General features: G+C 66.7%; 9 protein-coding genes and 3 pseudogenes. 3 read left to right on the top strand and 9 right to left on the bottom strand.

All coding sequences use genetic code 11. The features are described 5' to 3' along the window. Positions 1-22: 22 nt before the first annotated feature. The 3 genes from C2R22_RS14745 to C2R22_RS14730 all read right to left on the bottom strand — a co-directional run bounded on the left by C2R22_RS14745 (position 23) and on the right by C2R22_RS14730 (position 3,741). Positions 23-1,957 (bottom strand): hypothetical protein, encoded by a 1,935-nt coding sequence (locus C2R22_RS14745; protein ID WP_162562512.1) that lies wholly within the window; start codon positions 1,955-1,957, stop codon positions 23-25. A 434-nt stretch (positions 1,958-2,391) separates the two neighbouring features. Then, entirely contained in the window at positions 2,392-3,378 is a 987-nt protein-coding gene (locus C2R22_RS14735) for a DUF1616 domain-containing protein (protein WP_103426430.1), read from the bottom strand. A gap of 126 nt (positions 3,379-3,504) precedes the next feature. After that, a complete protein-coding gene (locus tag C2R22_RS14730) occupies positions 3,505-3,741 on the bottom strand; it encodes a hypothetical protein (protein WP_103426429.1) in 237 nt (78 codons plus the stop codon). 32 nt (positions 3,742-3,773) lie between these two features. Here C2R22_RS14730 and C2R22_RS27510 point away from each other — a divergent pair. Both C2R22_RS27510 and C2R22_RS27505 read left to right on the top strand, forming a co-directional pair. Beyond that, positions 3,774-4,568 (top strand): annotated as a pseudogene (locus tag C2R22_RS27510) (sulfatase-like hydrolase/transferase); the annotation flags it as partial. Beyond that, positions 4,475-4,840: pseudogene (locus C2R22_RS27505) on the top strand (hypothetical protein); the annotation flags it as partial. The pseudogenes C2R22_RS27510 and C2R22_RS27505, both read left to right, overlap by 94 nt. A 2-nt stretch (positions 4,841-4,842) precedes the next feature. On the opposite strand, the gene C2R22_RS26420 reads toward C2R22_RS27505, so the two are convergent. From C2R22_RS26420 to C2R22_RS14700, 6 genes and pseudogenes are all read right to left on the bottom strand, one after another. Then, positions 4,843-5,406 (bottom strand): hypothetical protein, encoded by a 564-nt coding sequence (locus C2R22_RS26420; RefSeq protein ID WP_162562308.1) that lies wholly within the window; start codon positions 5,404-5,406, stop codon positions 4,843-4,845. Then, positions 5,403-6,644 carry a prenyltransferase/squalene oxidase repeat-containing protein gene (locus C2R22_RS14720; protein ID WP_216824739.1) on the bottom strand — a complete coding sequence of 414 codons (1,242 nt, stop codon included), beginning with the start codon at positions 6,642-6,644 and terminating at the stop codon, positions 5,403-5,405. Before C2R22_RS14720 ends, C2R22_RS26420 begins: the two co-directional genes overlap by 4 nt. 80 nt (positions 6,645-6,724) lie before the next feature. After that, positions 6,725-7,699, bottom strand: a complete 975-nt coding sequence (locus C2R22_RS14715; RefSeq protein ID WP_103426427.1) for an alkaline phosphatase family protein — start codon at positions 7,697-7,699, stop codon at positions 6,725-6,727. A 35-nt stretch (positions 7,700-7,734) separates the two neighbouring features. Then, positions 7,735-8,958: a glycoside hydrolase family protein gene (locus C2R22_RS14710; RefSeq protein WP_245902777.1), complete on the bottom strand. Its 1,224-nt coding sequence runs from the start codon at positions 8,956-8,958 to the stop codon at positions 7,735-7,737. Positions 8,959-9,046: 88 nt separating this feature from the next. Then, positions 9,047-10,108 carry a DUF354 domain-containing protein gene (locus C2R22_RS14705; RefSeq protein ID WP_103427693.1) on the bottom strand — a complete coding sequence of 354 codons (1,062 nt, stop codon included), beginning with the start codon at positions 10,106-10,108 and terminating at the stop codon, positions 9,047-9,049. Between the two features lie 538 nt (positions 10,109-10,646). Continuing rightward, positions 10,647-11,890: pseudogene (locus C2R22_RS14700) on the bottom strand (nucleotide sugar dehydrogenase). A 140-nt stretch (positions 11,891-12,030) separates the two neighbouring features. On the opposite strand from C2R22_RS14700, the gene wecB reads away from it, so the two are divergent. Continuing rightward, positions 12,031-13,146, top strand: a complete 1,116-nt coding sequence (gene wecB / locus C2R22_RS14695) for a non-hydrolyzing UDP-N-acetylglucosamine 2-epimerase (protein WP_245902776.1) — start codon at positions 12,031-12,033, stop codon at positions 13,144-13,146. The last annotated feature ends 116 nt before the right edge of the window (positions 13,147-13,262 follow it).

Here is a 13,262-nt window from a genome sequence, read left to right as displayed (position 1 = left end):
CTCTCCGGACCTCCGCACCCAGTCACGACCCGATAACGGGCTCGCTCTCGGTCGGCTCGGAGTCGGGGAGGTCGACGTAGTAGACGGTGAACCCGCCGTTCGACTGGATGCGGTGGACGCGGGGCTGGTGGTGGAGCGACTCGAAACTCGCCTCGCTGTACCGCAACTCCCGGTACGATATCACCGCACGTTCGCGGGTCATGGTGGAGACGGGGAAGTAGTGATCACGACGGACCACCTGTTCGTCGGCCGTCTGGTAGTGTTGAACCAAATCGTCCATCTCCTCGGACTCGACCGTCCCCGTGGGAATCGGGAACGGTCGGACCACCCCCGGATACCAGCTCGTCCCGGGTTTCGACTGATCCGCCTGCTTGTACCTGATCGTCGCTGTCCGGGTCGAGCCGTACCACACCTCACCGCTCAGGCCCCCGTCCGGACCGTCCGGCACCTGTTTCTCGAACGAAGTCGTCCACCCCTCCATCTGCTGTTGGTCCCCGTGCATGGTGTACTTGTAGATGAACGGCGAGCCGAACAGGGTGACGACGGACAGGCCGAGCACGAGCACCGCGGCGACGACTGCTACCGGACGGACGTATCTGCCGATGCCGTTCTCCTGGGCGACGGAGATGAGCGAGTAGAGCGCGAGCGCGCCGAACAGCGTGATGAGCACCATTCCGAAGCCGATGTGTCTGAAGAAGTACGCCGAGACCGCGCCGAGGAACTGCAGGACGAAGAACGGGATCAGGGTGATTCCGCCGACAGTGAGCGTCGTAATCGCGAGTTCCGTGGTCGGGAGCTCCGTCTCGGAACCACTGCGGTACCGCAGGAGGTATCGGAGAACGAGCAGGCTCGCCAGCCCGATGAACATCGCCTCGACGGAGAACATCTTCAGGAATATCTCGGCGGGACTGACTCCGATGTCGCCCAGCGAAGCCGTCTGATTGGCGACGACCTCTCCGGTCTGTGCCTCGCCCTGTTGCGTGTTGACGATAGCTTCGACGGTGTTGTTCGCGGCGACGAACAGCCGCCAGTGGTTGAGGTTCCACGCGAGGAATCCGGCGTTCAGGAGGATCACCTCGCTGTAGACCGTTCGAGCCTCGGTCAGCGGGTGGTTCCAGTCCCGGAGACGGGCCCAGAACTGTAGTCCGGCCATCACCGTGAAGAGGATGAGTGCGTTCAGCGCCGCCTGCGGGTGGAGAGAAATGAGACAGAGTCCGGTGAGAACCAGTGTGAGACTCGTCATCGAGAGGAACCGGCCGACTCCCGTCTGGGGCTCGGTCTTCATGTGCGCGAAGACCGCGTAGAGCACGACCGGGAAGTAGAGGGTCGCCATCGTGAACGGATGAAACGAGAGGTACGTACTGACCAGGTTGACCGGCATGAGCAAGAACGCCGCGAACGCCGCCAGCGCGACGGCACGCCGGTCGTTCACCAGCTTCCTGATGAGCAACGGGATGCCGAGGAAGTAGATGACGACGAACAGCAGTTCGGTCCGCATCATCGAATGCGGGACCCCTGCCGCGCCGAGTTTACTCGCGAAGACGGCGACGAGGTGACTCGCCGGGTAGACGAGCGCGTCCGGGGAGAACTCACCGGCGGCGATAGACCGCGTGTACCCGAGATGGACGAGCGCGTCGGCGAGGCCGTAGAACTCGTAGCCGCGGAGCAACGGGAGCGCCGGAATCGTGAAAGCGGTCACCCCTGCCAGGAGCAGTGCGTAACTCCAGAGCGTGCTCTCGGTGGGGACGTACAGCAACAGCGTGAACGACAGCGCCATCACGCCGAACCAGAGAATCCAGAAGACGAGCGGCGTCGAACCGTATATCGACACCTCGAATCCGTTCGCCGGTGCCGCCCGCAGCGTGAGAACGAGTCCGAGGAGCGACACGAAGCCGAGCGTCAGCGCGAGTTTGACCCGTCGCTCTGCACCGGCCGTGAGCGTGGTCGTCTCGTCCACTCGCTCGGACCGCATCCCCGGGAGGTCGATAGAGTGCCTAGTCGGCCACACAACTGTCTCTCACCACTCGCTCGTGGCCCATTATTATTCGCGGATTAACGGGTTCTTACCCCATCGAGCGACCGAAATACGACCACACGGGAACGACAGCCGAGACGACCTCGCGGTGTCGACCGAGCGGTGCTCCACCGCCGTCGTCCACGGTCGCCACACGCGTTCGTGTCTCGTCGTCGATGTCCGGAGCGACGCGCCGTCCCGTCGTGTGCTCCGCTCGTCTCGTCCGTCGTCGTCGCTGTGGTACTGACGAAGCCGTGGGGGACGCTCGGTCCGGTCCACTTCAGCGGAAGACGAGACGTCCACCGCTCGCCCTGCACGTGACCGAATATCGAACCTCGAATGCGGTTTGTTCCTCGCTCCTTCGAGCGCTCTCGCCGCTACGCCGACACGTCGACCCAGAGGGTCAGATGTCGGTAGGCGTTCTCGACGGTCGGGTTCTCCGGCGGCGAGCCTCTGTACACGAGATACGTCAGCCGGAGGTTCGAACCCACCATGTTCGGTTCGATGCTGTGTCGGATGCGGACGGTCTCACCCGCTTCGACCGTTCGGTTCAGACGCGTCACCTCGCTCTTCACGTTCACCGTCTCTTGGTCCTCGTCGAACTGTTGAAGTTCGACGACGACGCTGTAGTCGGCCGTGACCTCCTCTCGGTTTTCGAGTTCGAGGACGTACTGGGCTGACTCGCCCTGAGCGAACTGTGTCTTGTAGCCGCCGGCCTGGAGTTCGCCGTTGTCCGCCTCGGTCAACAGTCGAGCCCCGGTGTACGTCGTTCCGTCGACCGGAGCAGCGATAGCGTATCCGACGCTTCCCACGCCGAGGATGACCGCCACAGCCAACCCGACGTTCAACACCGTTTCGGTCGACGACGACCCGGCGAGCCGGCCGGGGTTCAGTTTCCCCACCGGGAGTGTGTACCGCGTACTCGGCGGGGCACGCCACCGTCTGAGGGCACCGGCCGCGAACAGGAGAACGACGACGGCGTTGACGGCTCCGAGGAGCGGCCGAACCTCGTACGGCAGTTCGAGCGCGGACATCACGAGTCCCGCGAGCGCAACCAGCGCGACGCTCAGCGCGAGCGAGAGGACCACGCGTCCACTCCCGGAGAGTCGCGCGCCGACGGACGAGCGGTCGCTCTCGGTGCCCGGTGTCCGGTCGGTCGGGACCTGCTCGCGCGTGGCGTACAGCAGTGTCGTGAGCGCGTATCCCGGTGCGACGAACACTAAAAGCATCGCCGCGACGATGCGCGCCGGTCCCCCGTCGGTGAAGAGCACGACGGCGTCGAGCACCCCGAGGGTGAGGAGCGAGACGACGACGTCTCCAGCGAGGGACGTGTCCGACTCGCTCTCTCTGGACGTCCCGGTCATCCATCCCCGCCCAACACGGCCTGTGGTCCGTTGACGACAGTCTCGCGTCTCCGAGCGCTCATGCGTTGTTCGACCAGTTGAGAACCGTTCCGCTTCATTATAGACCGGATAACAGTGTCGACCACCTCAGGAGTCGAGATAGCCGAGCGATTCGAGCCGTGATCTGACCTCCGACTCGTCGACCGTCTCCCCGTCGTCGGTGGGCTCGACGCGAGCGAGCACCTCACGGAGGACGAACGCGACGTACTCGTCTCGCGTCTCGAACTCCGAGTGCGGGAGTCGCCCGTCGACCTGTTCGAGGAGGTGTCGGGGAATTCGAACGACGTCCGTCTCGGACGGTGCTGTCGCGTCCGTTCGTGTCACGTCCGCGTCGTTCCGTCCGGAGCGGTTTCGTTATGCCCCGTGTAAGCCCGGGCGTGACCCGCGACGGGGCGGCAACGCGCTGCACGCCCCGCTCGCGCTGTGGGGTCCGCCCGATGCACGTGGGGCGTCCGAACACTCCGACTCCGTCGCACGGATTCGAGGCGGTTCCTCACGAGGCGACAGCAGCGGATGACGTCGGCACAGTCGAACGACGACGTCGGTCTAACTGCCGACTAACCAAATCCCGTAGTCCCCTCGGTTCGAGACGAATGGACGACCGACGAAACATCGTCCTCGTGACCGCCGACAGCCTGCGGGCAGACCACTGCGGGCACCTCGACGGCGAGAACCTGACACCGAACCTCGACCGTCTCGCAGCCGACGGTGTCGCCTTCGAGACCGCGATGGCGAACGCCGGGGCGACCCGCGCGTCGATGTCCTCGTTTCTCACGGGGCGGTACCCCCACGCACGCCCCACCGCGTCCTCGGTACGGGACCTCGTCGGTCAGCACTTCGCCGCCGAGGACACCCTTCCCGAACGGCTGTCCCGCCGAGGGTACGAGACGGCGGTGTTCACCGCGAACCCGTGGACGTCGCGGTACTTCCTCGACGAGGACCTCTTCGACCACTTCGTCGACTTCATCGACGGGGACGGCGACACCCCCAGTGAGACGTCGGGGGACGTCGGAACGACGGTCGAGCGCGGCGGCACGCTGAATCGGATGGTGAACTGGTGGCAGGGCCAGGACATGTTCATGACCTGGGAGGCGATGAGCGACCGCATCGAGACGTGGCTCGCGGACGCGTCGGAGCCGTACTTCTGCTGGGTGTTCGTCGTCGACCCGCACATGCCGTACCTCCCCCCGCGGCCCACCGCACGCAGTCGCAACTGCTTGTCTACGCCGCGAACGCCTGGCTGTACGCCGACCGTCCCGGCCCCTTCGACTCGTTCTTCAGCGACGTGCTCGCCGAAGCGTATCGCAGCACCGTTCGCTACACCGACGAGTTCGTCGGTCACCTCTCGGACCGACTCACCGAGGACACCGTGTTCGGGTTCCACGCCGACCACGGGGAGGTGTTCGGCGAGGGCGGCATGTACGGTCACGGGAACGCCCACGAGAAGACGCTCCGCGTCCCGCTGGTCCTCGCAAACGCCGGGCGCGACAGGGTCTCCGAGCCCTTCTCGCTCTGTTCGCTGCCGGACCTGCTGGTCGACGCGGCGACTTCGGCGGAGTTCGACCCGCGCGACCACACCGAACCGTACGTCACGGCGCGACTCGCCGGCCCCGAGCGGGTCGTTCGCGGCCCCGACTGGAAGTACGTTCGCCGGGCCGACGGCGAGCAGACGTACCGCGTTCGGGGGGAACGCAGGTCGAGGCGGACCTCGCCGACCTGCGGGCGACCTGCTCGGCGCTCGCCGACGCGTGGGACCGCTCGACCGAACACCGTCGAGAGGTCATGGCGGCCGCGGCCGACCTCGTCGAGAGCGAGCGGTTGTAGCGGTTCGCGGCGACTCGTTCGGGCGTTCGCTGTTCCCGCCTCCGCCGACGGACCGCGTCCGTCTCTCAGGACCGACCCGCGTCCGTCTCTCAGGACCGACCCGCGTCCGTCTCTCAGGACCGACCCGCGTCGACTCGAATCGAGTGTCCGGTACTCCTCGCTCACCCACGCGGTGCGGTCTGGCTCCGAACCCCGTCGGACCGCTCCGAGACCGCCTCACCCGCGACGACGTGCCGTAGATACGCCCCGAGCCCGTAGCACATCCACGCCTGGTTCCACCGCATGTACGGCGTCGTGTCGTCCCAGAACCGACCGCGACGGCGGTAGAAGTAGCCCTCGTCGTCGAGCATGTTCTCGAGCGTCCACGAGAGGACGCGGCGGCCGAGCCGCGTGCTCTTCGGGTCGCCGTCCAGCGCGAGCGTTCGAATCGCCTGGGCCGCGCCGTGGATGTCCCGCGGGAGCGCGGTGTCGTGTTCGAAGCGGGGCGCACCGTCGGCGTCGAAGAGGTTGTCCCGGAAAAAATCCAGCCCGCGCTGATACGCTCGCTCCGCGGGGTCGCTGTCGCGGACGGTCAGATACTCCGAGAGCGATTCGAGGACGAACCCGGTGTGGAAGTTGTCGTGCGAGAGCGGCGAGTCGTCGCCCGGGACCGAGTAGTACCACGCGCCCTTCTCGTCTTGGACGTCGACGACGAGGTCGACGAGTTCGTCCGCCCGCGTGACGAACGCGTCGTCGCCCGTCTCCGCCCCGACGGCGGCGAGGAGTCCCGCGGCGAGCGCGTTGGCGTTCACCACCACGTAGTCGTCGTACGGCGTGTACGCGTACGCCGTGTGTCCGTCGACGGGGACCTCGTTGATCTCCGACGTGATGAACGAGCAGACGTCGCGTGCGGTCGCCAGCGACTCCTCGTCGCCGGTGAGTCGGTAATGCTTGAGGAACGACTCCCCGACGAACACCGTGACGACGATGGAGGGCTTGTACGCGGGTAAGAAGAACTTCTCGGCGTTCTGCCAGTCGAAGTTGTACCCCCAGCAGGGAGCGTCGAACGCCGACGACTGATTGCGCTCGAGCCACTCCAGCAGACGCTCGGCGTTCTCGCGGTCGGATTCGTCGCCGTCGACGGCGTACCGGTCGAGATACGCCGCGGCGAACAGTGCGACGCCCTTCGGGTTGCGCTGCTTCGGAACGCCGAGAAGCGGGCGGAGGTTGACCGGGAACTTGTTGACCCCGTGCATGCAGACGAGTCTGAGGAACCAGTTCCGCGCGACCGGGGAGAACAGCGGGCTGTTGAGTCCGTCGTACGGATCCCAGCCGGCGTAGTCGCGTTCTCTGGCCCACGAAAGCGCGTCGTCGAGGGTCCGCCGGACCTGCCCGTCCTGGAGAGCGATGTCGCTCGGTGGCACGTTCGTGTCGACCGGCCCGAGCGTTTTCGTTAACGCCCGTATAAGCCGCTCGTCGAGACCGTCTCGGCCTCCGATTCGAATCAACCGTAGCCGAGCGCTCGCAGCCGGGAGTCGGCGTCGGAGGAGACGGTCCCGTCTGTGGCTGTAGTCCTCCCCGTCGTGACCTTCTTTCGCCCGTTCCCGTCGACGACAAGCCACGGGACGCGGACCAGAGCGTCCGCGTACACGCCCCCGGGGTGGCCGTACAGTCGCACCGGGAGCGGGCACGGACTCGGTCGCTCGCCGAGGAGGTTCCCGTGGTCCGACGTCACGACCGTCCGACCGACGAGGTCGTCGAGCAGTCTCTCGACGTGTGGGAGCGTGACCGCCAGGTTGTCCCAGTACGCCTCGCGCACCGCGTCGAGGGTCACCTCCCCCTTCTTGAGTCGGTCCCACACGTGGTCGTGGTCCGCGATGGCGGTCTCGTCGTTCGCCATTCGGCGCGAGAGCTGCATCCCCGCCTGCGCCCCGATCCGGTTCTCGCTCGCCGCCTCGATGAACGGGTAGTGGGGCTGGACGAAGTGAACGACGAGTCGCTTGTTCGGGTAGCGCTCCTGGGTGCCCCTGGCCGCGTCGACGACGGCCTCCGGTCGAACCGTGTCGAGGTCCTCGTCCCAGGCCGTCTCCCAGACCGAGACGGTCGCGTGGAACGGGTCGTCGAGCCTGATGTCGACCTGCGGGTTGGCAGTCACGTACACGATGTCCCCGAACGTCTCCCCCGCGAAGTTCCGGCGGAGGAACTCCGCGGTGTTCGAGCCCCGCGACCGCCGTTCCTCCAGCCGCCCGGACACGGTGTTGAGCTCCGAGAACATGTCGTACCGACACGCGTCGAGGATGAGGAGGTTATCCCAGTCCTCGGCCGCGATATCGACCCCCTCGCCGTCGTCGTACACGTACCGAAAGTACGGGCGAACGAGGAGCTGTCTGAGGACGAACGGTACGGTCACCCGTCGCCACCACGTCGGGTCGTTCCACTCTCGCCTTATGACGTTGAGTATGACATTGAGGTCCGGCATACTCCCCCCGGCTAGAGGGAGTATACTCAACCCAATTAATTATTTGCCACTGAAATTTCCGCGGACGTCGAAAGATGCTCGGCGAGGGCGTACGCCATCCAGGCCTGACACCAGCGCATCAGCGTGAACCGCTTCGTGTAGAACCGACGTCGCTGGTAGTAGAACCGTCCGTCGCCCGCGTACAGCGCGCCGAGGACCCAGTCGATGATCTCCCGGGCGAACTCGCGGTCGCCCGCCTTCGTAAACACGAGTATCCCCTGGGTCGCCGCGTGGATGTCCTTCGGATAGCTGCTCTCCTCGTCCCAGTTCGGTGCCCCGTTGGGGTCGAACAGTCGCTCGCGGTAGAACGCGAGCGCGTCGTCGAGCGTCTCCTCGTACCGGTCCGAGCCGGTGACCTCCCGGTAGTGGAGGAACGACTCGACGATGAACCCGTTGTGGTGGTTGTCCATCGAGAGATGCGACGCCGACGGCGGGTCTCGATACGTCCACCCGCCGATGGCGTGTTGCTTCGTCGTCAGGTGGTCGAACAGCGCCGTCGCCTGCTCGTGGAGCCGTTCCTCGCCCGTCCGGTCGTAGAGGTCGAGGAGCATCCGCGCCCCGATTGCGCCCCCGTTGAGCGTGTAGAACTCGCCGCTGTACTGGGGCTGGTACTTGATTCGGGCCCCCGTCTCCAGTTCGGTGTAGTCGAGGTCCTCTTCGAGGAAGGCCGCCGCGGTCCGAGCGGCGTCGACGTACCGGTCCGCGCCGAGTCTGAGAAGCGCCTTCACGGCGTACGACGTCGGGATGACGTTCGGCGTGTTCGCGGGACGGCGCTCGTCGAGGAGTTGCATCTCGTGTGTGTGTCCCCCGCAGAAGCCGGCGTAGTCGTCGTTGCTGTGTTCGAGCAACCAGTCCGCCAGGGCCGTCGCCTCCTCCCGGTAGCGCGGGTTCCCCGTCAGGTCGTGTGCGGTCGCGTTCGCCATCGCGAACAGCGCGCTCCCTTTGAAGTTCTGCCGCTGCTCGACGAGAAACAGCGGCCGGACGTTGACGGGCGCCCGCTTGATGCTCTCTTGGACGGCGATGTTCACCCACTTGTTGTCCACCGGGGCCCAGCGGAGGAGCCGACTGCTCATCCCGTCGAAGTAGTCGTACCCCGTGTAGTCGCGCTCCCGCGCGTACGCGAGCGTCGATTCGAGCAGTCCGAGCAGGAACTCGTCGGTCGGGCCATCGCTCGACGTCCCGTGTCCTCGTGTCCGCGGTGGTCGGTCTCGGTTCGTCATCGTGTGTCGTCGTGGTCGGTCGGCGGACGGTTCGCCTCCGGGTCCCCCCCGCTCTCGGCTCGCCCCCTCCGCGGTCGACGGGTCGTGGTCACGGCCCCTCGTCCGGGATGAGTCCCTCGACGACGCCGACGACTTCGTCTCTGACGTCCATCGCCGACCCGAGTCCGGGTTCGACCGCGTCGCCGTCGAGACCGGTCACGTAGTCGAAAATCTCGTCGGGGTCGCGCGAGTGGAAGACGCGACCCGCCTCGACCAGTTCCTGATCGACCGAGAGCATCGTGTGGGGGAAGAACGAGACGGCGGGTTTCCGCATGGCCGCCGCCTCCCGGGCCATCGTTCCGGAACCGGTCATGACACACCGGGCGTGCCACGCGAGTTGGAGCCCGTCGAGCGGTTCGTCGGGCACGTACACCTCCGCCGAGTCGTACGGGTTCGCGAACGACGCGTCGTTCGCCCGGTTGCGCGGGAGGTAGACGACGCCGATGTCGTGTTTCCGGGCGCGTTCGAGCAGCGCCGGCACGAGCGACTGCTCGATGTCGACGTAGGCGGCCGTCATCGCCTCCGGTCGAACGACGAGATACTCGTCGGCGTCGAACGGGAGTTGGTCGACGAACGTCGGGTCGGGCGTGAACTCCGCGACGTACACGTCCTCCATGTACCCGTCGTACGTGTGTATCGTCTCCGGAGTCGCGCCCCAGTCGGTCAGTTCGCTCGTCTCGAACGCGGCGGGAACGACGTGGTGGTCCGAGCGCGCCCGCAGCCAGTTGAACACGTCCTCGGTGACCGGCGTGTCCCGGTGGGTCGTGATGTCGTTGTCGGTGAAGTGGATCGAGCGAATACCGTGCAGTTTCGAGGCGACCGTACACATCCCGTTCCGCGCCGAGAGCGAGACGGCGCAGTCGGGTGCCTGCGTCGCCAGTTTGACCGTCCGCAGCGGCAGCCCCAGCGGACGCAACGCCGCCGTATCGAAGTCCTTGCCGACGACCGTGTAGTCCAGCCCGACCTCTTCGGTCAGCGACACCGTCTCGGTCTTGTCACGGACCGTGGTGGTGACCGGATGCCCGTCGAGTCCGTCGACGATGCTCGCGAAGAAGAACGGGTGCGAGGGGCTCGCCAGATCGACCCACACGCCCGGTGAGGCACCTGTCATTCGTATTCGTGCCTCCGCCTCGGTCCCGGGTCGACCCCGGACCGCGGACTCGTTCCGCTCGGGCGTCCGTCGTCGGCCCACGCTCGTCCGCCGTCGGTCGCGGGCGCATCCGCGTGCGGTGCCACCGTGGACCTGCTCGGCAGCGGTCTCCCCGGTGGCTGCGCACGTAACAGGCGTTCCATCGTGTCGGATACTTTCGGTGTGGCGGTTTCGTTATACGGAAGTTATCGACCGGTGCCGGTCGGACGCGTCCACATCGTCGGTCGGCCGCGACTGACGCGCCGCTGTCGAGCGGACGCGGCGCGCGGTGGGGCGGGAGAACGGCGAGTCGAGCGGCGGCCGACCCCGACTAGCGGCGTGACAGCGGCGTGACTCAGTACGGTCGGGTTCGGACCCCCGCTGCGACGAGCGACCGGCGGGTGAGCGGGTCGGCGAGGGAGAACGAACGGAGAGTGGAGCGAGGGGCGTCCCCTCGGTGCGGAGAGCAGAGGAGAACACACGCGGCCGCGACCGTCCGCGGCTGACGTCGTGGGGCGCGTCAGACTCGGTAGACCTCGAAGCCGGCCCGTCTGAACCGCTCCCGGTCGAGGACGCCCTTGGTGTCGACGACGACCGGGGTGGCGAGCGAGTCGAGGTCCGAGGGGGTCAGTTCGACGTACTCGTCGTGGTCGGTCACGATGACCGCCGCGTCCGCGCCGGCCACCGCCTCCTCGAACGGTTCGAGCCGGAGGTGTTCGTCGTCCACGTGCGCGTCGGTCAGCGTGACGTCGACGCCGTTCGACGTCAGATGGTCGGCGAGCGCGAGGCCGGGACTCTCGCGGATATCCCCGACGTTGCCCTTGTACGCGACGCCGAGGACGGCGACGGACCGCCCGTCGACGTCGCCGAGCGCGTCTTCGAGCAGGTCGGTGACGTGCGTCCGCATCGAGTCGTTCACCTCACGCGCTAAGAGGACGAGACTGTCCGTGTCGACCTCGGAGCTGTCGGCGAGGAAGTACGGGTCGATGGGCAGGCAGTGGCCGCCCACTCCCGGACCGGGCTGGAGGACGTCGACCCGCGGGTGGGTGTTGGCGAGTTCGATCGTCTCCCGGGAGTCGATGCCGACCTCGTAACACCGCCGGGCGACCTCGTTCGCGAACGCGATGTTCACGTCCCGGAACGTGTTCTGCATCAGTTTGACGAACTCCGCCGTCGTCGCGTCCGTCGTGTGTATCTCCCCCTCGACGAACGACTCGTACAGCCGCACCGCCGACGTGGGTTCGCCGCCGTTCGCGCTGCCGATGACGCGGTCGTTCGTCTTCAGTTCCTGCACGATGTTCCCCGGGAGGACGGTCTCCGGGCAGTGCGCGAGCGAAAACCCTTCGCCGACGGTCAGCCCGCTCTCCTCCAGAACCGGCCTGAGGACGTCGACCGTCGTCCCCGGGGGACGGTCGATTCGAGGATGACCGTGTCGCCCCGTCGGAGCTCTTCGGCCACGTTCCGGCCCGCGGCGCGGACGTACTCCAGGTCGGCGGACCGCTCGTCGGTCAACGGCGTGGGAACGCAGATGATGTGGTAGTCCGCGGGGACCGCCTCGGCGCTCACCGTCAGGTCACCGGACGCGAGCGACCGCTCGACGAACGCCCGGAGCTCCGGCTCCTCGAAGTCGACCTGTCCCTGGTCCAGTCGTTCGACGACCTCCGAAGAGGCGTCGTATCCGATCACGTCGAAGTCGTAGTTCGACAACATCGCTGCCGTCGGGAGGCCGATGTAGCCGAGGCCGTGGACGCACACGCTACTCATTGGTTCTGGCTCACGGCTACAGGGACTTATCTAGCACGTAAATAACCCGCTGAAGACGACGCATACGGGAACATTAACTAAGAGCGTTACCCATCATTGAAGCGGTGATGGGAGCTACGTCCTCCACAGCGTCGTCGCTGGTGACAGTCGTAATCGGCACGAGACCGGAGCTGATCAAGATGGCACCGGTCATCAAGGCGATTCGCGAGACGGACTCGATGGAACTGCGGTTCGTCCACACCGGCCAGCACTACGACACCGAGTTGAGCGGGAGCTTCATCCGGACGCTGGGCCTGCCGGAGCCCGACGTCCGGCTCGGCGTCGGAAGCGGGAGCCAGGCCGAACAGACCGGTGAGGCCCTCGTCGCGCTCGAAGCCGACGTCGAAGCGACGTCGCCGGACGTCGTGCTCGCCCAGGGGGACACGAACGCGGTCCTCTCCGCCGCGCTCGCCGTGTCCAAGCTCGACGCCGACTTCGGCCACGTCGAGGCGGGCATCCGGAGCTTCGACGACGAGATGCCCGAGGAAGTGAACCGGGTCGTCGCCGACCGGGTCGCCGACTTCCTGTTCGCACCGACGATGGAAGCCGCACAGAACCTCACCGAGGAGGGAATCACCGAGAACGTCCACGTGACGGGGAACACCGTCGTCGACGCGTGCCGCGAACACAGCAAGGTCGCCCACGAGCAGTCGGACGTCCTCGACCGCCTCGACCTCACCCCCGGCGAGTACGTCGCCGCGACGGTCCACCGCGCTCGTAACACCGACGACGACGACCGACTCCGGACGGTTCTCACCGCACTCGACGACGTGTCGTTCCCGGTCGTCCTGCCGGCGCACCCGCGGACCCAGGCCGCAGTCGACCGTATCGGGTTCGACGCTTCCGGGTCGCTCGCACTGATCGACCCGCTCGACTACCTCGACTTCCTCGAACTCCTCTCGAGCGCCCGCGTCGTCGTGACGGACTCGGGCGGGGTTCAAGAGGAGGCGTCGATTCTGGAGGTCCCGTGTCTCACGGTCCGACCGAACACGGAGCGCCCCGAAACCGTCGACGCCGGGGTGAACGAACTCGTCACGCCCGAAACCGTCGGTGACCGGCTCCGGGCCGTCTACCGCGACGAACGCGACGAGATGGTCGGCGCGACCGACCTGTTCGGCGACGGACGAGCGGGCGAGCGCATCGTCGAACTCCTTCGCACCGCCGGGGAGGACGACCGGGACGCGGCCCGTCGCTCGGTCGAACAGCCGCCGAACTGAGCGTCCGCCGAACCGAGCGACTCGCGGACGGGTTTTCTCGGACTCTACGTCCTGACTCGTGCGACAGCGGCGGCGTTGCGAACCGGTCACTGCCGTCGACGGCCCGATTCATATCG

Origin of the sequence: Salinigranum rubrum (assembly GCF_002906575.1) — an archaeon.
GTDB classification, from domain to species: Archaea; Halobacteriota; Halobacteria; order Halobacteriales; family Haloferacaceae; genus Salinigranum; species Salinigranum rubrum.
The sequence above is the reverse complement of the archived record's forward strand: the minus strand, read 5'-3'. Positions and strand labels throughout refer to the sequence as shown.

Excerpts from the sequence above, each read along its gene's own strand:
- C2R22_RS14735 (WP_103426430.1), bottom strand. The coding sequence starts at position 3,378 with ATGACCGGGACGTCCAGAGAGAGCGAGTCGGACACGTCCCTCGCTGGA.
- C2R22_RS14715 (WP_103426427.1), bottom strand. The coding sequence starts at position 7,699 with ATGCCGGACCTCAATGTCATACTCAACGTCATAAGGCGAGAGTGGAAC.
- C2R22_RS14710 (WP_245902777.1), bottom strand. The coding sequence starts at position 8,958 with ATGACGAACCGAGACCGACCACCGCGGACACGAGGACACGGGACGTCG.
- C2R22_RS14705 (WP_103427693.1), bottom strand. The coding sequence starts at position 10,108 with ATGACAGGTGCCTCACCGGGCGTGTGGGTCGATCTGGCGAGCCCCTCG.